The sequence below is a fragment of the Nonomuraea sp. NPDC000554 genome, from assembly GCF_040300065.1.
In the GTDB taxonomy this organism is placed as follows: domain Bacteria; phylum Actinomycetota; class Actinomycetes; order Streptosporangiales; family Streptosporangiaceae; genus Nonomuraea.
The window spans coordinates 22,517-43,287 of the sequence record NZ_JBEPDC010000027.1 but is presented as its reverse complement, the minus strand read 5'-3'; the positions used below and the strand labels follow the sequence as shown (position 1 = coordinate 43,287).

13 protein-coding genes are annotated in these 20,771 nt (G+C 71.1%); 6 read left to right on the top strand and 7 right to left on the bottom strand.

The annotated features are described in order from the left end of the window. Window positions 1-133: 133 nt before the first annotated feature. Entirely contained in the window at window positions 134-1,036 is a 903-nt protein-coding gene (locus tag ABT294_RS38200) for a maleylpyruvate isomerase N-terminal domain-containing protein (RefSeq protein WP_350811300.1), read from the top strand. Between the two features lie 103 nt (window positions 1,037-1,139). On the opposite strand, the gene ABT294_RS38195 is transcribed toward ABT294_RS38200, so the two are convergent. The 6 genes from ABT294_RS38195 to ABT294_RS38170 form a co-directional block, all read right to left on the bottom strand. Continuing rightward, window positions 1,140-2,342 (bottom strand): class I SAM-dependent methyltransferase, encoded by a 1,203-nt coding sequence (locus ABT294_RS38195; RefSeq protein ID WP_350811299.1) that lies wholly within the window; start codon window positions 2,340-2,342, stop codon window positions 1,140-1,142. Between the two features lie 171 nt (window positions 2,343-2,513). Beyond that, window positions 2,514-3,893, bottom strand: coding sequence for a cytochrome P450 (locus ABT294_RS38190; protein ID WP_350811298.1), 1,380 nt, complete (start codon window positions 3,891-3,893; stop codon window positions 2,514-2,516). Then, window positions 3,890-4,888: an enediyne biosynthesis protein gene (locus ABT294_RS38185; protein WP_350811297.1), complete on the bottom strand. Its 999-nt coding sequence runs from the start codon at window positions 4,886-4,888 to the stop codon at window positions 3,890-3,892. The genes ABT294_RS38190 and ABT294_RS38185 overlap by 4 nt, the downstream gene beginning before the upstream one ends. Before the next feature lie 23 nt (window positions 4,889-4,911). Next, window positions 4,912-6,879 (bottom strand): CRTAC1 family protein, encoded by a 1,968-nt coding sequence (locus ABT294_RS38180; RefSeq protein ID WP_350811296.1) that lies wholly within the window; start codon window positions 6,877-6,879, stop codon window positions 4,912-4,914. Beyond that, complete coding sequence (locus tag ABT294_RS38175) at window positions 6,876-7,859, bottom strand: DUF1702 family protein (RefSeq protein WP_350811295.1); 984 nt, start codon at window positions 7,857-7,859, stop codon at window positions 6,876-6,878. Before ABT294_RS38175 ends, ABT294_RS38180 begins: the two co-directional genes overlap by 4 nt. 35 nt (window positions 7,860-7,894) lie before the next feature. Continuing rightward, window positions 7,895-8,899 (bottom strand): DUF1702 family protein, encoded by a 1,005-nt coding sequence (locus ABT294_RS38170; RefSeq protein ID WP_350811294.1) that lies wholly within the window; start codon window positions 8,897-8,899, stop codon window positions 7,895-7,897. Window positions 8,900-9,201: 302 nt separating this feature from the next. Here ABT294_RS38170 and ABT294_RS38165 point away from each other — a divergent pair, with 302 nt between their 5' ends. From ABT294_RS38165 to ABT294_RS38150, 4 genes are all read left to right on the top strand, one after another. Beyond that, window positions 9,202-15,054 carry a type I polyketide synthase gene (locus tag ABT294_RS38165; protein ID WP_350811293.1) on the top strand — a complete coding sequence of 1,951 codons (5,853 nt, stop codon included), beginning with the start codon at window positions 9,202-9,204 and terminating at the stop codon, window positions 15,052-15,054. Continuing rightward, on the top strand, window positions 15,051-15,524 hold the full coding sequence (locus tag ABT294_RS38160; RefSeq protein WP_350811292.1) for an acyl-CoA thioesterase: 474 nt from the start codon (window positions 15,051-15,053) through the stop codon (window positions 15,522-15,524). The genes ABT294_RS38165 and ABT294_RS38160 overlap by 4 nt, the downstream gene beginning before the upstream one ends. Before the next feature lie 70 nt (window positions 15,525-15,594). Beyond that, the gene (locus ABT294_RS38155) at window positions 15,595-16,101 is read left to right on the top strand and encodes a flavin reductase family protein (RefSeq protein WP_350811291.1); all 507 of its coding nucleotides are present in this window, start codon (window positions 15,595-15,597) and stop codon (window positions 16,099-16,101) included. Window positions 16,102-16,334: 233 nt separating this feature from the next. Continuing rightward, the gene (locus ABT294_RS38150; protein WP_350811290.1) at window positions 16,335-17,717 is read left to right on the top strand and encodes an FAD-binding oxidoreductase; all 1,383 of its coding nucleotides are present in this window, start codon (window positions 16,335-16,337) and stop codon (window positions 17,715-17,717) included. Window positions 17,718-17,809: 92 nt separating this feature from the next. Here the strand turns inward: ABT294_RS38150 and ABT294_RS38145 are convergent, their stop codons facing one another. Then, window positions 17,810-19,363 carry an MFS transporter gene (locus ABT294_RS38145; protein ID WP_350811289.1) on the bottom strand — a complete coding sequence of 518 codons (1,554 nt, stop codon included), beginning with the start codon at window positions 19,361-19,363 and terminating at the stop codon, window positions 17,810-17,812. 509 nt (window positions 19,364-19,872) lie between these two features. Between ABT294_RS38145 and ABT294_RS38140 the strand changes: the two genes are divergently transcribed. Then, entirely contained in the window at window positions 19,873-20,751 is an 879-nt protein-coding gene (locus ABT294_RS38140) for an LLM class F420-dependent oxidoreductase (RefSeq protein WP_350811288.1), read from the top strand. Window positions 20,752-20,771 lie beyond the last annotated feature (20 nt).

The following is a 20,771-nucleotide window of genomic DNA, read 5'->3' as shown; positions in this document are numbered from 1 at the left end:
CGCAGCGTGAGCGATCGCCGCCACCCGGTCAACCCCCCGGTGACCTGTCAGGGTGAGGAACGCACGTGGGAAGAAACCGTGCCGCGGAGCCCGGTGTTAGCGTGATCGTGACCCGGATGAGGGGACGACGGCCGTGTCCAGACCGAACCATCAGTGGCAGATCGTTCGTGAGACGCTGGAGCGGGTCGGCGCCCGGTTCGCCCGCCTGCTGACCTCCGTCCCGCCCCAGACGATGGCGACGCGCGACTGGACCGTCGCCGAGACCGGCGCGCACGTGGCGTCCATCGCCTGGCTCTACAGCGCCATCGTGCGCCAGGACGGCGCGCCGCACCCGATGCCCTCGCTCGCCGCGCCGATCGCGTCCACCAATGTCGACACCGTGGCCGACGTCAACGACCTGGTGCTGGGGTCCTACCCCGAGCGTGACCCGGCCGAGCTGGCCCGTCGGCTGCGTGCCGACATCGGCGAGATCCTGCGCGTGACCGAGCGGCTGGACCCGGCGACGTTCGTCCCCTGGCTCGGCGAGGCCCGCGTTCCGCTCGCCGGGGTGCTCGCCCATCTGGTCAACGAGATGCACCTGCACGGCTGGGACATCGCCCGGAGCGGACGCGCGCCGTGGACGATACCGCCGCGCGAGGCGGCGCTCTTCTTCGACCTGTTCCTCATCGGGATGATCCGCGAGGATTACGGGCGGCTGATGGACACGGGCGGGCCCAGGCGGTCCGGGCGTATAGCGGTCCGGTTCCACTCCCGGTACACCGCCCCGGCGACGCTGGTGCTGCGGGACGGCCGGGTGTCGGTGGAGGAGCCTTCGCGTCGCACCGACGTCCACGTCGCCTTCGACCCGCCGACGCTGAACCTGATGCTCTTCGGCCGCGTCAGCCGTCCGAAGGCCCTGCTCACCGGCAAGATCGCCGTCTGGGGGCGGCGCCTCTGGCTGCTTCCGCCGTTCCTGCGCGAAGTCCACCTGCCGGCCAACCGGCGTCCGCGCCGTCACTACGCGACGGCCGCCGGCGAATCCGTGGCCGACGGCTGATCCGGGCGCACCCGTCGGCCGCCCCGGGCCCTATCCGGCGAACGCCGCTTCCTCGGCGCCCGGGGCGAGATCGACGCTCTGGTGAGCGCCTCGAAAGCGGCGATCATCCGGCTTTCGCGCGGGCCAGCACGGCCCCCACCACGAAGTCCGGGTAGTTCTCGGCGACGGCGTCGACATCGGGGAGGATCTCCACGTCGCCGAGGCCCGCGGCCTCGAACGTGGCACGCCACGCCGCGGGCGTCAGGAAGCCGTGTGTCGGCCGCTTCACCGGATCGGTGGCGACGTCGGTGAAGCTGTCCAGGAAGTCGAAGATGAACTCGACGTAGATGGGCCGCGCGAGCTTCGTGGGGCGGACACACTCGGAGACGACGACCGTCCCGCCCGGTTTGAGCGCCTTCGCCGCTTCGGCGATGACGAAGTCGAGGTCCGGCGCCACGTGAAAGCAGTTGACGGAGTAGACCACGTCGAACGTGCCGGGCTCGACCCCCTGCTCCGCCCAGGGGATCGTCATGTCGAGGCGCGCCGACTCGACGAGCGTCGTCGGCGAGGCGGCGGCTCGTGCCGCCCGCTCGCCGTGACGGGCGAAGGTCTCGGCGATCTCGGTGAACCGGTAGCGCGAGATGCGAGGGCCGAGCTTCTTGAGCGCTTCCTCGGCCGCGCTGCCGCAACCGCCACCGATCTCGAGGACCTCGAACGCGCCGCCGTCCGCGGGAACGATGCGGGCAAGCGCCTCGGCGCCGAGCGTGTTGTTGATGGTGTACAGAAGGTTGGCGTTGGAGAAGTACCGGAGCCAGAGCGGGAGTTTCTGGGGAGAGAAGAGGATCTCGTCGCCCGTCGCCTCGCTGCGGAAGTAGCGCGGCGCCTCGTCGACCAGCGTCCGCACGAGCTCGGCGGCCACGGCGGCGCCGGGCTCCAGCTGGGCGAGCTCGGCCGCGACGGTCTCGAACTCCTCCACCGGGACCGCCCCGGGAAAGTAGCGGCCGTCACGCCGGTCCAGTATTCCGGCGTCCGCGAGCTTCTCGTAAAGGAACGTCAGCGGGACCGTCCGGCGCCAGGGAATGGACAGCGCCTTCTTGGTCTCCTGCACCGTCACGCCCCTCTCGGCGGGGAGCGCGCCGATCGACGAGAGAATGCGGTGCGCGGCCGCGTCGACGAGGCGGTCGAATGTCCTGGTCGCCGCCAGGAACCGGAAGGTGAAGAGGTCGCGGACGCGCTCGTCGGCGATGGCGGCCTGGAGTTTCGCGAAATCCGCCGTATCTCCGGGCCGCGTAGATCGGTCACTCCGAATGTCCGCGAGGTTTTCCATGGCGCTCTACCGCCTTTCCGTGAAGTCGTCCATGGTGCCCTCAGAGTTCTCCATGGTTCTCCTAGCCAAGTGTCGGCGGCGACCTTCTCGCCGAGCGGATGGACAGCCTGGAACCGCGCCCGCGGTGACCCTGTGCCGGCCGGAGGGCGGCCCTGGTCACCGCGGGCGGGGTCATGCCGCGGAGCGGTCAGCCGCCGTCCAGGGCTGGACGGTCATGGGCAGGCCGCCGCCGAGGCGCAGCGAGAGCATCGGCTCCGGCTTGACCCGGGAGCCGGGCAGCCTCTCCAGCCGCAGGTCGCGCAGGAGCGTGGAGACGATGAAGGTGGCCTCCATCATCCCCAGGTGGTTGCCGACGCAGAACCGTGGGCCGGCGCCGAACGGGATGTGCGCGTAGCGGGGCCGGCTCGACGGCACGTCCGGGTTGAACCGCTCCGGGTCGAACCGCTCCGGGTCGGCCCAGTACCTCGGGTGCCGGTGCAGGGTGTACGGGCAGATCAGGACCTCCGCGCCGGCGGGGACGTGGTAGCCGCCGACCACGTCGTCGCGGACCGCCCGGCGGGTGAGGATCCACACCGGCGGGAACAGGCGCATGGTCTCCTGCAGCACCATGTTCGTGTAGCGCAGCCGGGGCAGGTCCTCGTAGGTCGGGCGGCGGTCGCCGTAGACGGCCACCGCCTCCTCGTGCAGCCGGTCCCGGACCTGCGGGTGCCGGCTCACCAGGTTCAACGTCCAACCGACGGTGCTGGCCGTCGTCTCGTGCCCGGCCAGCAGCAGCGTCACCAGTTCGTCACGCATGCGGCGGTCGGCGACCGCCTTGTCGGTCTCCTTGGCGGTGGAGGCGATGAGCCGGGTCAGCACGTCGTCGCCGGACTCGGACGGGTAGGCCTTGCGTTGCACCACGAGGACGTCCACGATCCGCTCAAGGTCGGCGCGGGCCCTGCGGAACACCCGCTGCCTCTTCAGCGGCAGCCACTGCGGCACCAGGCCCAGGGTCTCCATCTCGAACATGGCCTGGTCCTGTACGGCCTCGAAGGAGTGCCCGACCGACTCGAACGCGCCCAGGTCGGCGTCGAGCAGAATGCTGCCGAGCACGCCCAGGGTGAGCGAGGTGATCTCGGACAGCACGTCCACCGACCGGCCGGCGGCCTGGTGGGCACGCAGCCGCTCGACCAGGCCGAGCGCCTCGTCGACGATCACGTCGGCCTGCGCGGCGATCCGCTTGTGCTGGAACACCGGCTGGATGGTGCGCCGCTGCTCCTCCCACAGCGCGCCCTCGCTGGTCAGCAGCCCGTCACCCAACGCCCGCTTGGCCTCGGTGTAGCCGATGCCCTTGTGGTAGTTGGCGGCGTTGTCCGCGAGCACGTGCTTGGCGTGGTCGGGGTGGTTGAAGATGTAGAGCTTCTTCGGGCCGATCGCCACCCGTACCGCGTCGCCGTACTCCCTGACCGCCCCGCTCATCAGGCCGAGCCGGTCCGCGCGCAGCTTGCGCAGCAGCCCGAGGGCCGCCCTGCGGGGCGGCCCTGGGGGGACCCGACCGCCGGTGGCGGTCATGCGACCGGGCGAGCCATCGGCTCGTCGTCGGTGAAGACCGGGACCGGCGAGGCGTTGACCTCTGCCTTGGCGCGCTGCTCGGCCTCGAACCGCTCGCGCGCCTTGTTGACGAAGTGCAGACCCCACAGGAACATCCCGCGGATCAGGCACACGATGGCGGTGGCGAAGAACAGGCCGTAGGCGATGTGCGCGACCATGAAGACCCCGTAGACCAGCGCCACGCCCCCGCCGAACGCGAACTGTGCGCCCGGCTTGGACGGGGTGGTGCCCGGGTCGGTCACCATGTAGTTGCTGTACAGCACGAACGCGACGCCGGTCATGACGGCCAGCGCGGCCGGGATCGACGTGTCGAACAGCAGCCCGCGGACCACGGCCTGGAGCGCGAAGACGCTCACCCAGCCGAAGATCAGCCACATCCGGTTGGTCAGCTTGGCGTTGAGAATCGTCCCGGACACGAGGATCACCGCGACGATGACCCAGCTGATGGGGTCGTTGACGTGCTCGGTGAAGTGGTACGGCGGCGCGATGCTGCCCCACGGGAACAGCACGAGGACCATCAAGATCCCGAAGTTGGACGGGTTCATGTAGTGCCGCAGGTTGCCGCGCACCGGGGCACGCAGGATCCACTTGGTGGCTACCGCGAGGGTGACGGCGAACATCATCACCCAGATCCGGTCGTTGACGTAGATCAGCATGTTCAGCGCGAGGCTGGTGATGTGCGCCGGGAACAGGAACTCGATCAGGCCCTTCAGCCCGCCGCCGAGGAAGCGGGGCGCCCGGCCCTCGACCCGGGCGCCGATCGCCTCCAGCACCAGCTCGGTGGTGTAGCCGGTGGCCAGCGCCACCAGCGGCCAGGTCCACGGCTGCTCGAAGCCGAGCACGGTGTAGCCGAGAATGTTGAAGATCGAGATCGAGATGGCGAACCTGCGCAGCGCCTTGATGATCTTCGGGTCGTGCCGCGGGCCACCGGCAGGCGGCTTCCCGCCAGATTTCACTTCCTGGACCACCATTGTCCCTCTCACTTCTCCCTGGCCTGGTCGCCGAGCACGAGCGCGTGCCGGCCCTGGCTGAGCTTGAGATCCTGCTGGTGCACCGCGCCCTGGCGGTCCCGCCACTTCAGGTGCGCCTGGACGGCGCCCTTGGCGTCGCCGAGGCCGATGTGCACCTCGCTGCTGCGCCGGCCGGAGTGGCCGCTGCTGCCGTCGACGCGCTGGACGTACTTCTTGCCGTCCGCCGTGGTCACGGTGACCTCGGCGCCGGTGACCGGCGAGCCCGGCGCGGGCGCGGTGCCCACCTTCGTCGCCTGCTCATGGGTCAGCGACAGGTCGAGGTAGCCGCCCGGCTTGGGCGCCTGGTTGTGGTAGAAGATCGGATCGCCGTACTGCCGGGCCACCGCGAGGTCGAGCAGGCCGTCGCCGTCGGCGTCGCCGGTGGCGATGCCGCGGGTCGGGATCGGCACGGCCAGGCCCAGTTCGGGGGCCAGGTCGGTGTAGCGGCCGTCCTCGCCCTTGACGTAGAAGCGCAGCGGTTCGCTGCCGGCGAGGTCGTCGCCGGAGTTGGCGTTGGGCCAGAAGAACGGGTTGGCCACCAGGGAGTCGTTGGCCATGGCCAGTTCCTGCAGCTGCGGCCAGCGGTTGGTGTAGCCCCTGATGAAACCGGTGGTCTGGGCGATGTCCAGCTCGCCGGAGTTGGCGAAGTCGGCGATCTTGACGTCCCAGCTCCACCCCGACCACGCGGTGCCTTCCGCACCGCTGACGTCGCGGAACGGCGCCTCTCCGGCGCGCAGCCTGGCGCGCAGGTCGGCCTCGTTCTTGGCGGTGTTCATGAAGTGGAAGTTGCTCTCCACGATGCCCCACCCGACGGTGAGGTTGGAGACGAACGCGTCGTAGAGGCCGTCGTGGTTGAAGTCGCCGAAGTCGACGCCCATGCCCTTGAAGGAGTCGGCGCCGATCCGCTTGGACTTCGGTGTGCCCGGCGAGCGCGCGGTGGTGACGCTGGCGAACTTCACGTGGCCCGGCGTGGACTGGTTGTACAGCAACCGGTCAGGGCCGAAGTCGTTGGCGATGTACACCTCGGGCAGCAGGTCCCCGTCCAGGTCGGTGGCGCTGGCCGCCAGCGACCAGCCGTGCCGGGCCTCCTCGGGGAGCGCGTCGTCGGGGACGCGTTTGAAGGTGGCGGTCGGGTGGTCGCCCGCCGTGGCGCCCGCGCACAGCAGGATGATCTTCTCGCCGCCGTTCTGGGCGTGCGAGAGGGAGTGGTTCATCGTCACGCCGCCGTCGACCGACGGGTCGAGCAGCGGGCCGTCGGGGAAGTAGTTGCCGATGAAGATGTCGTCGTGGCCGTCGCCGTCGAAGTCGCCCACGGTCGCCGCGTTGGTGTTCCACTGCGGACCCGTGTACTTGCCGTCCGCGCCGGTGTTGCCGGGCACCGCCTCAACGGGCTCGTACGTCTGGGCCGAGAGGGTACCGTGGTCGGCCCGGCTGAGGTAGAGGATCGGCGTTCGCCCCCACATGTAGACCAGCAGGTCCATCCGGCCGTCCTCGTTGAGGTCGGCGGGCACGCAGCCCATCGGCGCCATCACGTCGCTGACCGGCAGCGGCGCCGGGTTCAGCGCGAAGGGCGCGTAGCGGTGCTCGCCCTTGCCCGGCGTCGGCGTGACGATCACCTGGTCGGTGCGCGGGTCGACCAGGCACAGGTCGTTGGGCAGGCCGTCGCCGTCCAGGTCGTTCATCGCGACCGCCGCGCCGACCGAGGAGATCCAGGCGTCGAAGCCCTTGTAGTCCTGGTTGACCTTCCTGATGGACTGCTGCTTGTCCGATGTCGGCAGCGCCACGCTGTGGCCGGCGAACCCGTACCTGCTCGCCAGCCGGTTCTTCGCGTCGGCCGAGGCTTCCGGCAGGATGACCACGAAGTAGAAGCCGACGACGACCACGAGCGCGATGACACCGGTCAGCTGCCTGCGCAGCATGCCTAGTGCCGCGTTCATCTGTTGACACCTCCAGAAGAGACGAATGCGTTGACGAGCCGCTGCCGCCACACCTCGTACGCCGGCAGTGCGCCCTCGACCGGGTGGACCGGGCGTAGTTCGGTCACGATCCGGGCCGCCTCCTCCGGCGTCGTGCCGCAGAACATCTGGGTGGCCATCGCCGTGTGCGGGGGGACGATGCCCGTGCGCACCCGCGCGTCAGCGGCGAACGCGGACGCCTGCGCGACGTTGCCCCGGTAGCTGCCTGCGCGGGACCACAACGTCCGCAGCTCCTGCTCGTCGACGCCGCCCGCGTACGTCGCCGCGAGTCCGGTGCCGCTGTAGAGGTCGCCGCGACGAGACTCCGGAAACGCGTCGATCAGGTCGGCCACCCGCTCCGGGTCGGTGCCGCCGACGAACCACATCGCGCGGCCGATGCCCTGGTCGATGGCGTTGTTGGCGTACGACCCGTGCGGGCCGCCCGGCCACGGGAAGCTCAGGTCCCGGTACTGGCCGTGGACGTAGCGGGCGGTGTGGAAGTAGGCCTGGTGGAAGCCGTAGCCGTCGAGCACCAGCGGCACCAGCACCGGGTCCAGGGTCCGCGGCTTCGGCCACCGGAACCGGGGTATCCGGGCCATCGCCCAGCCGATCCCGACGTAGGCCAGGTAGCGGTGCGCGTCGGCGAGCGGGCGTCGCAGAAACCGGCGGACGTTGTCCGAGCGGCCGAACGGCAGACCGTCGAGTACGGCCAGGCCCATGGCGGCACCCTCGTAGGCGAAACCGCGCAGCCAGTCGGGCACCTGCTCGATCGTGATCTCGGCGTCGGCGGGGGTGCGGGCCTCCATCGCGGAGGCGTAGCCGACGATAAACGTCTTCCCAACCGTCTCAAGCCTTTCTTGAGCTGCGGGCGATTTCTTGTGGAAGCCGCGTTTGTCGAGACTCGTCTCGGCGACGTCCGGGGTCAGAATGCGACGCCGGAGCGCGCGTAGTGAACTGGCCAATTTAGCCTCCAGACAATCGTTCTCGGGTCCGCCGGTCAGCCGGGCAACGATGCGGTGTCGGTGAAATGCGCGCGAATTCGGCTGCGCCACTGCTCATACAGTGGCACTGTTTCCCGCGCCGGGTCGCGGCCGTTCGAGCCGGCCTCGGTGCGGTCGGAGATCCGCACGGCGTCCGCCACGGACATTCCGGCCAGCACCTCGGTGGCGAGCGTCGAGTGCTCCGGCACATGGCCGGCGAACGTCCGCGCCTTGATCGCGAACACCACGCCGAGCCCGAGCTGCGGCCAGTGGTCGCCGGCCGCCTCGCGCAGCACGGCCAGGCCCTCGGCCGGGCAGCCGCCCGCGAACGTCGCGGCCAGGCCGACGCCGCTCCACAGGTCCGGCCGGCGCGCCTCGGCGAACCGGTTGACGGCGGCGGCCACGGCCACCGGGGCGGCGCCGTGGATGAACCACAGCGCCCGCCCGATGCCCTGGTCCACGGCGCGCGGGAAGTAGTCGGGCGATCCCTCCCACGGGTAGGGCGCCGGCACGCGTTGCGCGTCGACGTAGCGGCTGGTGTGGAAGTAGGCGAGGTCGAAGCCGTAGCCGTCCACGGCGAGCCAGGTCATGGTGGGGTAGTACGGCGAGCCGGTCAGGCCGGGGATGATGGTGCGCCACAGCGGCCTGGGCAGCCGCGCCATGGCGAACCCGATGCCGATGTAGGTGAGGAAGACGTGCGGCGCGCCCGGCCCGAGCAGCAGCTCGCGGGTGAGCCGGCCGCTGCCGCCCGCCATCGCGTCGCGGACCGCGAACGCCATCGCCGCGCCCTCGTAGGCGAACCCGCGCTGCTCCGGTTCGACCAGCTCCAGCCGCCTCCGCACGTCCCACAGGTCGCGCGCGGCGATGCCCCACTCGAACCCGCACACCACGGCCTGCGGGATGGCCTCCAGCTGCTCGGTCGCGGGCGAGCCGGCCCCGGGAAAACCGCGCTTGGCGAATGTTACGGAGTACAGATTCGGCGCCAGCACGAACTGACGTAACGAACCCAGAAATGATGGCATCGACTCCTCCGGTGGTGGGGGCATTGCCAGAGTCAGCCTGGTAATCGGGGGGCCGCATCTTCGCTACTGCGGTGTCGCGCCACCGGGTGATGATTATTTAGCGGAATGCCGCAATATGAGAGAAGCGCGCGTACCGCACCTGAGGAGAAGAAAACCGCGGTGGCGGTGATGCACCCTTTACGTGGGCAAGCAAAATCGTTTAAAAGGACTATCGCCGGACTCGGCTGGTTCACGACATGTGCCCGGCGTAAATGGGCGCGTCGATTCGGGTCGGGTGGTCATCGAGAAAAGGCGGTACAGGATTGAGCACCGTTCGGCTCGCGATCGTTGGCATCGGACTTCGTTACCCCGACGCGGCTGGCACTGACGAGCTCTGGGAGAACATCCTGGCTGGTCGCCGCGCCTTCCGCAGACTGCCCGACCAGCGGATGAACCAGGCGGACTACTGGTCTCCGGACCCGAACGCACCGGACCGCTTTTATGCCAATAAGGCGGCCGTGCTGCGCGACTACGCATTCGACCGGCTCAAGTACAAGGTCGCCGGCAGCACCTACCGATCAACCGACCTCACGCACTGGCTGGCGCTGGACGTCGCCTCGGCGGCGCTGGCCGACGCCGGCTTCCCGGACGGGGCGGGCCTGCCCCGCCAGGCCACAGGCGTGGTCATCGGCAACAGCCTCACCGGCGAGTTCTCCCGCGCCAACCTGATGCGGCTGCGCTGGCCCTACGTCCGGCGCACCCTCGCGGCCGCGCTGGCCGCCAAGGGCTGGGACGACGACGAGACCAGCGCCTTCCTCCGCGACCTCGAGCCGGTGTACAAGGCGCCGTTCCCGCCGATCGACGAGGACACGCTCGCCGGCGGCCTCGCCAACACCATCGCCGGCCGCATCTGCAACTACTTCGACTTCCGCGGCGGCGGCTACACCGTCGACGGCGCCTGCTCCTCCTCCCTGCTCTCGATCGCCACCGCGGCCAAGGCGCTGGCCGACGGCGACCTGGACGTCTGCCTCGCCGGCGGCGTTGACCTGTCCATCGACCCGTTCGAGGTGATCGGTTTCGCCAAGACCGGGGCGCTGGCCACCAGCGAGATGAAGGTCTACGACAAGGACTCCAACGGCTTCTGGCCGGGCGAGGGCGCCGGCGTCCTCGTGCTGATGCGCGAGGAGGACGCCGTCGCCCGCGACCTGCGGATCTACGCGTCGATCACCGGCTGGGGCATCTCCTCCGACGGCAAGGGCGGCATCACCCGCCCGGAGGCCTCCGGCCACCGGCTGGCCATCAGCCGCGCCTACACCAGGGCCGGATACGGCGTGGAGACCATCGGTTACTTCGAGGGCCACGGCACCGGAACCGCGCTCGGCGACGCCACCGAACTCGAGGCGCTCGGTTCGGCCCGGCGCGACGCCGATCCGGACGCCCGCCCGGCCGCGGTCAGCTCCGTCAAGGGCAACTTCGGCCACACCAAGGCCGCCGCGGGCGTCGGCGGAGTGATCAAGGCTGCGCTGTCGGTCTACCACCAGGTCATCCCGCCGGCCACCGGTCACCACGAGCCGCATCCGAAGCTCACCGGCGAGTCCCCTGCCCTGTACGTGCCGCGGAAGGCCGAGCTCTGGCCGACGGACCAGCCGATCAGGGCCGGGGTGTCGGCGATGGGCTTCGGCGGCATCAACACGCACGTCGCGCTCGAGCAGGCACCGGGCGCCACCCGCCGCGCCGAGCTGCCCGGGAAGACGGCGGCGCTGGTCGGCAGCCGGCAGGACGCCGAGTTGCTGCTGCTGGACGCCGCCGACGCCGACGCGCTGCGCGATCGGGTCGCCGGACTGGTCACGCTGGTGCCGGCGCTGTCGTTCGCCGAGCTCGCCGACCTGGCCGGCGCGCTGGCCGGGCAGCTGTCCGGCGGGCGGGTGCGGGCCGCGGTCGTGGCCACCGGCCCCGATGACGCCGCCCGCAAGCTCGACCGGCTGCTCGCGGCGCTCGACGCGGGCGAGCAGAGCCTGTTCGCCGCGGACGGGGTGTTCCTGGAGCACCGGCTGACCGCCCCGAAGATCGTCTACCTGTTCCCCGGCCAGGGTTCCGGACGCGGCGCCGTCGGCGCGATCCGCCGCCGGTTCGCCGCGGCGGAGGCCGTGTTCGCGGAGTCCGGGGTGTCCACCAACGGCGACCAGGTGGCCACCGAGGCGGCCCAGCCGCGCATCGTCGCCGGTTCCGTCGCCGCCCTGCGGGTGCTGAAGACGCTCGGCCTCGACGCCGACGCCGCGGTCGGGCACAGCCTCGGCGAGCTGACCGCGCTGGCCTGGGCCGGCGCCATGGGCGACAGGGACGTGCTGCGGCTGGCCAAGGCGCGCGGCCAGGTCATGGCGAACGCCAGCCAGGGCGGCGGTGCGATGGCCGGCCTCGCCACCACGCCGGATCGGGCCGAGCAGCTGTTCGGCGACGACCCGGTGGTGATCGCCGGGTACAACGGACCGCAGCAGACGGTCATCTCCGGCGACGCCGCCGCCGTGGACCACGTGTGCGAGCGGGCCAGAGCCGCCGGCGTGACCGCGACCCGGATCAACGTCTCACACGCCTTCCACTCACCGCTGGTCAAGCCCGCGGCCGAGGCGCTGACCGCGCGGCTGGCCGAGTTCACCTTCGCCCGGCCCACCCGCTCGATGGCGTCCACGGTGACCGGTGACCTGCTCGACCCGGCCACCGACCTGCGGGTACTGCTGCGCGACCAGGTGCTGTTCCCGGTCCGCTTCCATGAGGCGGCCGCGAAGGCGGCCATCGGCGCCGACCTCGCCGTCGAGGTGGGTCCCGGACGGGTGCTCGCGGGCCTGCTGCACGAGATCGTGCCGGGCACGCCGGTGCTGTCCGTCGACACCGACAGCCAGTCGCTGAGCCCGCTGCTGTCCGTCCTCGGTGCCGCGTACGTGCTGGGGGCCGCGCTCGACACCGAGGCGTTGTTCGCGGGCCGGGTGTTGCGCCCGCTGCCGCTGGACGGCGGATTCACCTTCCTGTCCAGCCCGTGCGAGGCCGCCCCCGACCTCGCCGTCGGGCTGACCGTCCCCGGCGAGGACACGTCCGGCACCTCGGCCGAGCCGGCGGCGGCCGAGGCCACCGGCGATACCGCCGACACCGGGCCGTCCACGCTCGACCTGCTGCGCAGGCTCGCCGCCGAACGCGTGGAGCTGCCTCTGGAGACCGTGACCGCGGACACCCACCCGCTCGACGACCTGCACCTGAGCTCGATCACGGTCGGCCAGCTCGTCAACGACGTCACCCGTCAGCTCGGCCTGCCCGCGTTGGAGGCGACGACCAACTTCGCCACCGTGACGCTGGGCGAGCTCGCCCAGCTGATCGACGAGTTGGCCGAAACCGCGCAGGACGGGGACGGGAACGGCGGCGGCGGCACCGAGGTGGCCGGCGTGGCGCAGTGGGTGCGGCCGTTCGCCCTCGACTACGTGCCGACCGGCGCGCCGAGGGTGGACGTCGGCGCCGGCCCGGTCGGCCAGTGGCAGGTGTTCGCGCCGACCGGCCACCCGCTCGCCGAGCGGCTGCGGGTCGCGCTGGCCGAGTCCGGCATCGGCGACGGCGTCCTGCTGTGCCTGCCGGACGACGGCGAGGAGCACGTCGAACTGGTGCTGAAGGCGGGCAAGACGGCCGTCGTCGCGCCCGCCGGCACCCGGTTCGTCGTGGTGCAGCACAGGCTCGGGGCGTCCGGCCTGGCCAGGACCGCGTTCCTGGAGGCGTCGGGCGTGCCGACCACGATCGTCACCCTGCCGGACCTCGCCCCGTCGTCCGCGACCGCGGTGGACGAGGCGGTGCGGCGGGTGATCACCGAGGCCGCTGCCACCACGGCGTTCAGCGAGGTCCGCTACGACGCCGGCGGGCAGCGGACGGTGCCGGTGATGCGCGTGCTGCAACCCCCCGCCGAACCGCGGACCGGCACCCCGCTGAACGGCTCGGACGTGCTGCTGGCCACCGGCGGCGGCAGGGGCATCACCGCCGAGTGCGCGCTGGCTATGGCCAAGGACTCGGGAGCCAAGCTCGCGCTGATCGGCCGGACCGAGCCGGCGGAGGACGAGGAACTGTCGGCCAACCTGGCGAGGATGGCCGCGGCCGGCGTGGTCTACCGGTACGAGCTCGTCGACGTCACCGACACCGAGGAGGTCGCCGCGGCCGTGGCGCGGTTCGAGGCCGCCCTCGGCCCGATCACCGCGGTGCTGCACGGGGCCGGCCGCAACGAGCCGGCCGCGCTCGCCAACCTGACCGAGGAGGCGTTCGCCCAGACGGTGGCCCCCAAGGTCGCCGGCCTGCGCGCCGTCCTCGACGCGGTCGACCAGGACAGGATCAAACTCCTGGTGACGTTCGGCAGCGTCATCGGCCGGGGAGGGCTGCGTGGCGAGGCGCACTACGCGACCGCCAACGACTGGATGACCGAGCTGACCGTCGACTTTCAGCGCGCGCACCCGGGGGCGCGGGCGCTGGCGTTGGAGTGGTCCGTCTGGTCGGGCGCCGGGATGGGCGACAAGCTGGGCGTGGTCGAGTCGCTGGTGCGCGCCGGCATCACCCCGATCTCCCTGGAGAACGGGCTGAGCGTGCTGCGCCAGGCGCTCGCCGACCCGTCGGCCGGGCCGGTCCTGGTGGTCACCGGCCGGATGGGCGGCCTGCCGACGCTGCCCCTGGACACGAACCGGGAGCTGCCGCTGACCCGGTTCGTCGACAGGGTGCTGGTGCACTACCCGGACGTCGAGCTGATCACCGAGGTGGAGCTGTCCGCCGGCAGCGACCCCTACCTGTCCGACCACCTGCTGGACGGCGACCTGCTGTTCCCCGCGGTGGTCGGAATGGAGGCGATGGCCCAGGTCGCGACGGCCGTGCTCGGCCGGACCGGCTCCCCGCTCCTCCAGGACGTCGAGTTCCTGCGGCCGATCGTGGTCCGTCCCGGCAACCCGACGACGGTGCGGTTGGCGGCGCTGGTCCGTGACGCCGAGACGGTGGCGGTGGCCATTCGCGCCGAGGACACCGGGTTCAGCGCCGACCACTTCCGGGCCACGGTCCGGCTGCCACAGCCGGCCCTGCCCGACGCGGGCCCCTCGCGGGAGGCCACCCGGCTGCCGATCGTGCCGGTCGACCCGATCACCGAGCTCTACGGCGGGGTGCTGTTCCAGGGCAAGCGGTTCCAGCGCCTGCTCGGCTACCGGAGGGCGAGCGCCCGGCACGCGGTCGCCGAACTGTCCACCGCCACGCCGGCGCCGTGGTTCGCCGCCTACCTGCCACAGGAGCAGGTGCTGGCCGACCCGGGCACGCGGGACGCGGTGATGCACGCCATCCAGTGCTGCGTTCCCGACGCGGTCCTGCTGCCGCAGGGTGTGGAGAGGCTGTACCTGGCGGCGCCCTCCGACCAGAACGCCGAGTTCGTGCTCATGGACGCTCGGGAGCGGTCGCAGGACGGCGACAGCTACACCTACGACGTCGACGTGCTCGACGCGTCCGGCCGGGTGGTCGAACGCTGGCAGGGCCTGACGCTGCGGGCGGTGCGGAAGAAGGACGGATCAGGCCCGTGGGTGTCCGCGCTGCTCAGCGGCTACCTGGAGCGATCGCTGGAGCGGGTCCTCGGTGGCAGCCGGGCCGTGGTCGTCGAGCCGGACCCCGAGCCGGCGCTGCCGGGCGCGCAGACCGACCGGCGGGCGCAGACCCAGCTCGCCGCCGGCCGCGCCCTGGGCGGCCCGGTGACGGTGCGGTACCGGCCGGACGGCAGGCCGGAGCTGGACGGCGCCGCGATCTCGGCGTCCCACGGCGCCGGTGTGAGCCTGGTGGTGACGGGGTCGGGCCGGCTCGGCTGCGACCTGGAGACGGTGGTTCACCGCACGGAGGTCGACTGGGCCGGACTGCTCGGCGACGACCTGCGCCACGTCCGCGACCTGGTGATGGCCGAGTCCGGCGAGGACGCCGACGTGGCCGGCACCCGGATGTGGACCGCGCTGGAGTGCCTGCGCAAGGCCGGGGTCACGACGCGGACGCTGACCGTGGACCGGCTCCACGCGGACGGCTGGATGGTGCTGTCCGCCGGTGACGTGAAGGTGGCGACCTGGGTGACCACGTTGAGCCACAAGACTGATTCCGTGGTGTTCGCGGTCCTGGCGGGAGAGGAAACCGACGCGCGATGAGCAACTACTACGAGTTCCGCCACAGAGTTGGCTTCGAGGAGACCAACTTCGTCGGCAACGTGTACTACGTCAACTACCTGCGCTGGCAGGGCCACTGCCGGGAGAGGTTCCTCGAGGAGAAGGCGCCTTCGGTACTCGCCGACATCATGCACAACGACCTGAAACTGTTCACGCTCAAGGCCGAGTGCGACTTCTTCGCCGAGATCACCGCGTTCGACGAGCTGTCGGTGCGCATGCGGCTGGAGGAGCTGACCCAGACCCAGATCGAGTGCAGCTTCGACTACGTACGCCTCAGGGACGGGCTGGAGAACCTAGTGGCCCGGGGTAAGCAGCGGATCGCGTGCATGCGCGGGCCGAACAACGAGACGGTCCCCGAGCGGGTGCCGGTCGAGCTGCGTGAGGCGCTGGCCCCGTACCAGGGGGAGCAGTTCGGCCGGCGGGCGTCCGCGTCGACGGTGTCTGGAGAGTGACATGTCGGGGGAACAGGGCCTGATCTCGCTCCAGCGGGATGAAGCGGGTACGAGGCCGCCAGGAGACGAGATGGTTCCGGCGTCGCTGCGCGAGGTGCTGTCGAGGCTCCCCACCGGCGTCACGGTGCTGACCGTCGGCGGTGAGCGCGGGCACGGCATGACGGCCAACGCGTTCTGCTCGGTGTCGCTGGATCCGCCGCTGGCGTTGTGCTGCGTGGCCCGGCCGGCGCGCATCCACGAGGCGATCCTGTCCACGCGCAGTTTCGGCGTGTCCCTCCTCGCGGCCGACCAGCAGCACCTGGCCAGGTACTTCGCCGACCGGACCCGGCCGCAGGGCATGGCCCAGTTCGACGGCGTCGACTGGGTGCCTGGTCCGCGGACGGGCGCGCCGCTGCTGGCCGGGGCGCTGGCGTGGGTGGAGTGTGGGCTGACCGAGGTCTATCACGGCGGCGACCACTCGATCTTCCTCGGCGAGGTGCTGATGTCGAGCCGGGGAAGCGACCAGGACGCGCTGCTGTTCTTCGCCGGCGCCTTCCACCAGATCGCGGCGCCGGGGAGGCCGGCGGAGTCGGTGTAGGGGCATCCAGGGACAAGGGGCCGTCCATGCTGGTGAGCGTTGCCGGTGACACCGGGCACGTCGGCGTGCCTTCGGTCGCGGCGGCGCTCACCGGCGGCGACGGCCGCCCTTGTCACGGGTCTCCTCGGCGATGGTGCGACCGTGCCGAGGAGGCCCGCCCATGGATGATCTCCATCGCTGTTCGGGCATGTGAGAAGAAGTTTCACGATCTGCCGCGGTGCGAAGATGCGCCCATGGCAGTGTTCGATGGACCTGGAACGACCGTCTCGCTGCCCGGCGAGACGGCCTACGAAACAGCGACGCAGGTATTCAATCTCGCGGCGCCGGCCCGGCCAGCCGCCGCGGTGACAGCCCGGACCCTCGACCAGATCCGCGCCGCGCTGGGCCACGCCCGCGCTGAGGGGCTGCCCGTGCGCGTCCACAGCACCGGCCACGCGGCGGCCGCGACAGGCCCGATGGAGGGCTCGCTGCTGATCAGGACCGAGCTGGAGGGCGACGTCGAGATCGACGCCGACCGCCGGCTGGCACGGATACCCGCCGGCACGCGCTGGGGCGCGGTCGTGGCGGCCGCCGCGCCGCACGGCCTGGCCGCACCTCATGGCTCCTCCCCCACCGTGGGAGCCGTCGGCTATCTCCTCGGCGGCGGGCTGAGCCCGTACGGCAGGCAGCTGGGGCTGGCGGTGAACAGCGTCCGGGCGATCGAGCTGGTAACCGCCGACGGGGAACCGAGGCGGGTGGACGCGACCCACGATCCCGACCTGTTCTGGGCTCTGCGCGGCGGGGGCGGCGGGTTCGGCATCGTGACGGCCGTCGAGGTCGAGCTGTTCGAGGCCGCCGGCGTCGTCACCGGTTCCACCTCCTGGGCGGCAGAGCACGCCGGCCCCCTGCTGACGCGCTGGCTGGAGTGGACGCTGAAGGCGCCCCGTGAGGTGACCACGTCCCTGCGGCTGATGAACCTTCCACCGCTGCCGGACGTTCCCCCCGCCCTCGTCGGCTGGACGCTGGCCGTCGACGGCGCCATTCTCGTCCCGGCCGGCGGTGATCCGGCGGCCGCGCAGCGCATGGCGGACCAGCTGCTGGAGCCGCTGCTCGGCACGGCCGACCCGGTGCTGAGCACCTGGTCTCTCACGTCGCTGTCCGGGGCCCTGGAGGCGCACATGGATCCGACGGACCCGGTCCCGTTCGCCGGCGACCACATGCTCCTGTCGGAGCTGGACGAGGACGCGGTCGCGGAGTTCCTGAGGCTGTTCGGCCCCGGTTCCGGGTCACCGCTGGTCGTCGCCGGTCTGCGGCAGCTCGGTGGGGCGTTCGCGGAGCCCGGCCCGGACGGCGGGGCACTTGATCACCTCGACGCGCCCTACTGCTACGCGGGCTCGGGCGTCCCGTTCGACGCCCCGGCCGCGCGAGCGCTCGAGGAGCACCAGGCGAAGGTCCGTACGGCCCTGCGGCCGTGGGACACAGGACGCACCGTGCCCTCGTTCGTGGAGAGCGTCACCCAGCCGCAGCGGCACCTGGACGCTCTCGCGGTCTCCCGGGCCGACCGGGTCCGCGTCCGGGTCGACCCGGACGGGCTGTTCCGCGGCGACATCGCGCCGAACGCCACGTCGCTCCGGTGACGCCGGCAGCCTGGAGGTAAACCCCGGCACCGCGCTCCAGGCCACTCAGCGCCCCTGCCGCCTGGCAGGGGCGCCGCCTTTCGGGGTACGCGTCACGCCGCCTCGGTGGCCGCGCCCTCGTCCGCTGTCGCGCCCAGCGGCGGCTCGTGCCGCAGCTTGACGATGATGACCACGGCCAGGGCGGCGAGCAGCACCGCGGTGATCCAGGCGACGACGTGCATGCCGCTGTTGTACGCCAGGCGTGCCGGCCCCAGGAGTGCCTCACCCAGCTGCTCGGGCAGCGACTGCGCCGCGGCCGTGGCGCTGGCCACGCTCTCGTCCGCCGCGGCGGCGGCCGCCGGCGGCACGTTCGCCGGGATCGCGCCGGACAGCTTCGCCCGGTAGACCACGGTCGCGACCGTGCCCAGCAGGGCGAAGCCCAGCGCCGAGCCGACCTCGTTGCACACCTGCGGCACAGCCGACACCGCCCCGGCCTTCTCCGGCGGCGTGGCGCCGAGGACCAGCCCGATGCCCAGCGCCTCGATCGGCGCGCCGCCGATCGTCCAGACGGCGAAGGCGGCGATGACCAGCGTCGCCGAGAAGCTTGCCTGCGTGATGACGACCAGCGCGGCAACGGTGATCAGCAAGCCGATGCCGATGAGGTAGGCCGGCCGGAACCTGCGGGCGAGAATCGGAGCCACCGTCGAGGCGATCGTGGACGTGATCATGCCGGGCACGAGCGCGAGGCCCGCGCCGAGCGCTGAAAGGCCGGCGACCGACTGCAGCCACTGGGACATCAGCAGCAGCACCGCGCCGGTCAGCAGGCTGTACCCGAACAGGCCGAGCAGCCCGAAGCGGACGTTCGCGATGGAGAACAGCTTCAGGTCGAGCAGCGGATGGGGCAGCCGGTTCTGGCGGCGGATGAACAGCACGCCGAACACGATCCCGAGGACCAGGGCCACCACGGGCACGACCTGCAGGCCGGACCTGGCGATCTCCTTGATGCCGTAGATGAACGGCAGCATCGCGGCCAGCGACTGGAAGACGCTGATCAGGTCGAGCCGGCCGGCGTCGGGGTTGCGGAACTCGGGAAGCATGGTCGGGCCCAGTATCAGCAGCAACGCCAGGATGGGCACGCCGATCAGGAACACCGAACCCCACCAGAAGTACCCGAGCAGGATGCCACCGGCGATCGGGCCGAGGATCGCGCCGACCGTGAAGGCGCCCGCCCAGATGCCGATGGCGAGGCCCCTCTCCTTGGGGTCCCTGAACATGTGGCTGAGCAGCGACAGCGTCGAGGGCACCAGCGTGGCGCCGAAGAGGCCGAGCAGCGCGCGGGCCCCGATCAGCATTTCCGGGCTGGTCGAGTACGCCGCGAGCACGGAGGCCAGGGCGAACCCGGTGCCGCCGATCAGCAGCAGCTTCCGCCGGCCGATCCGGTCACCGAGGCTGCCCATCGTGATCAGGAGGCCGCCGACGAAGAAGCCGTAGATGTCCATGATCCACAGCTGCTCGACGCCGTCGGCGCCCAGGTCGGCACTCAGGTGCGGGAGGGCCAGGAGCAGCACGAAGAAGTCGAACGAGATGAGCATCGCCGTCAGCACCAGCACGGCCAGGCCGACCCACTCGCGCTTTCCCGCCCTCTCGGATATCTCTACAGCACTCACATTCTCAGTCCTCTCCGAATTGGGCGAAAGCGGCGAGTCATTGAACGGTAGCAAAGGCAGCCATGAGCGGCACACTTCTCGCCCATGACTCGGCTCAGAACCGCGCGCCTGAAGGCTGGCATCGCTCCGCTGAAATGCTCCTCGCCGGGGTCTACTTACTCAGCACATTCAACTACAGGTCAAAAGGCAAACAGGCATCTTCTGAAATGCTCTCCTCGTCGGCGACGGGTCCAGGCCGCTCAATAACGGCCTTCCTGTCAAAATGGATTTAGGTAACAAACAGCCACAAAACTCTGTCTCGAGAGCGGGCAGGGAGCCGTCCTCATGGGAGCGGCGGCGTTCATCCAGCCGCTCGCCCCGCCTTCGGCAGCGGCGGCTTGACAGTGCGCTTTGCTGATTCGCATGGCGGGAGAAGCCTCGTCCCGCACCGGCTGACACCATGAACGAAACGCCTGCCCGCGATTCCCATGTCACCCCCTTTCCGGTGCGCAGCAAGGAGATCAGACGTCATGAAAATTGGCCTGGAACTCGCGGAGTTCGGCTGGGACAGCGGGCCGGCCGAGATGGGCCGCACGCTCAAGCAGATCGCCCGAGTCGCCGATGACGCCGGGTTCGACCTGATCGGGGTCGGCGATCACGTCTGGCAGGGCCCGCACGCCGGCGGGCCGGAGCAGCCACAGCTCGAATGCTTCACCACGCTCGCCGTCATCGCCGCCCACACGCGGCGGTGCCGGGTCGCGCCGGTCGTCGCCGGCGTCCACTTCCGTCAGCCGGCGCTGCTGGCCAAGACGGTGACCACGTTGGACGTGCTGTCCGGCGGCCGGGCGATGCTCGGCATCGGCGCGGGCTGGTACGCCGACGAGGCCACCGGCATGGGATTCCCGTTCCCGCCGCTGGCGAAGCGGTTCGAGATGCTCGAGGAGACACTGCAGATCTGCCTTCGGCTGTGGCAGGGCGAACACGGCGACGAGCGCCCGTTCGAGGGCGCGCACTACCGGCTGGAACGCCCGTTGAACCTGCCGCAGAGCCTGACCCGGCCGCACCCGCCCATCATGATCGGCGGTGATGGCCGCAAGACGCTGCGCCTGGTCGCCCGCTACGCCGACGCGTGCAACGTCTACCCGGGCCCGGATGTCGCAGCCAAGCTCGACCTGCTGCGGACGTACTGCGCCGAGGAGGGCCGCGACTACGACGCGATCGAGAAGACCGCCATCTTCCCGTTCACCGTCGGCGCGGACGGGACCGGCGTCGCCGAGTTGACCGGCGAGCTGCGCCGGTGGGCCGACGCCGGCGTCCAGACCGCGATCGGCATCGTGTCGAGCACCGACCCGGTGCGGCAGATGGAGCTCATCGGCGAGAAGGTCATCCCGGCCGTCGCCGACGTGTAACCACCGAACGAGGTTTCGCC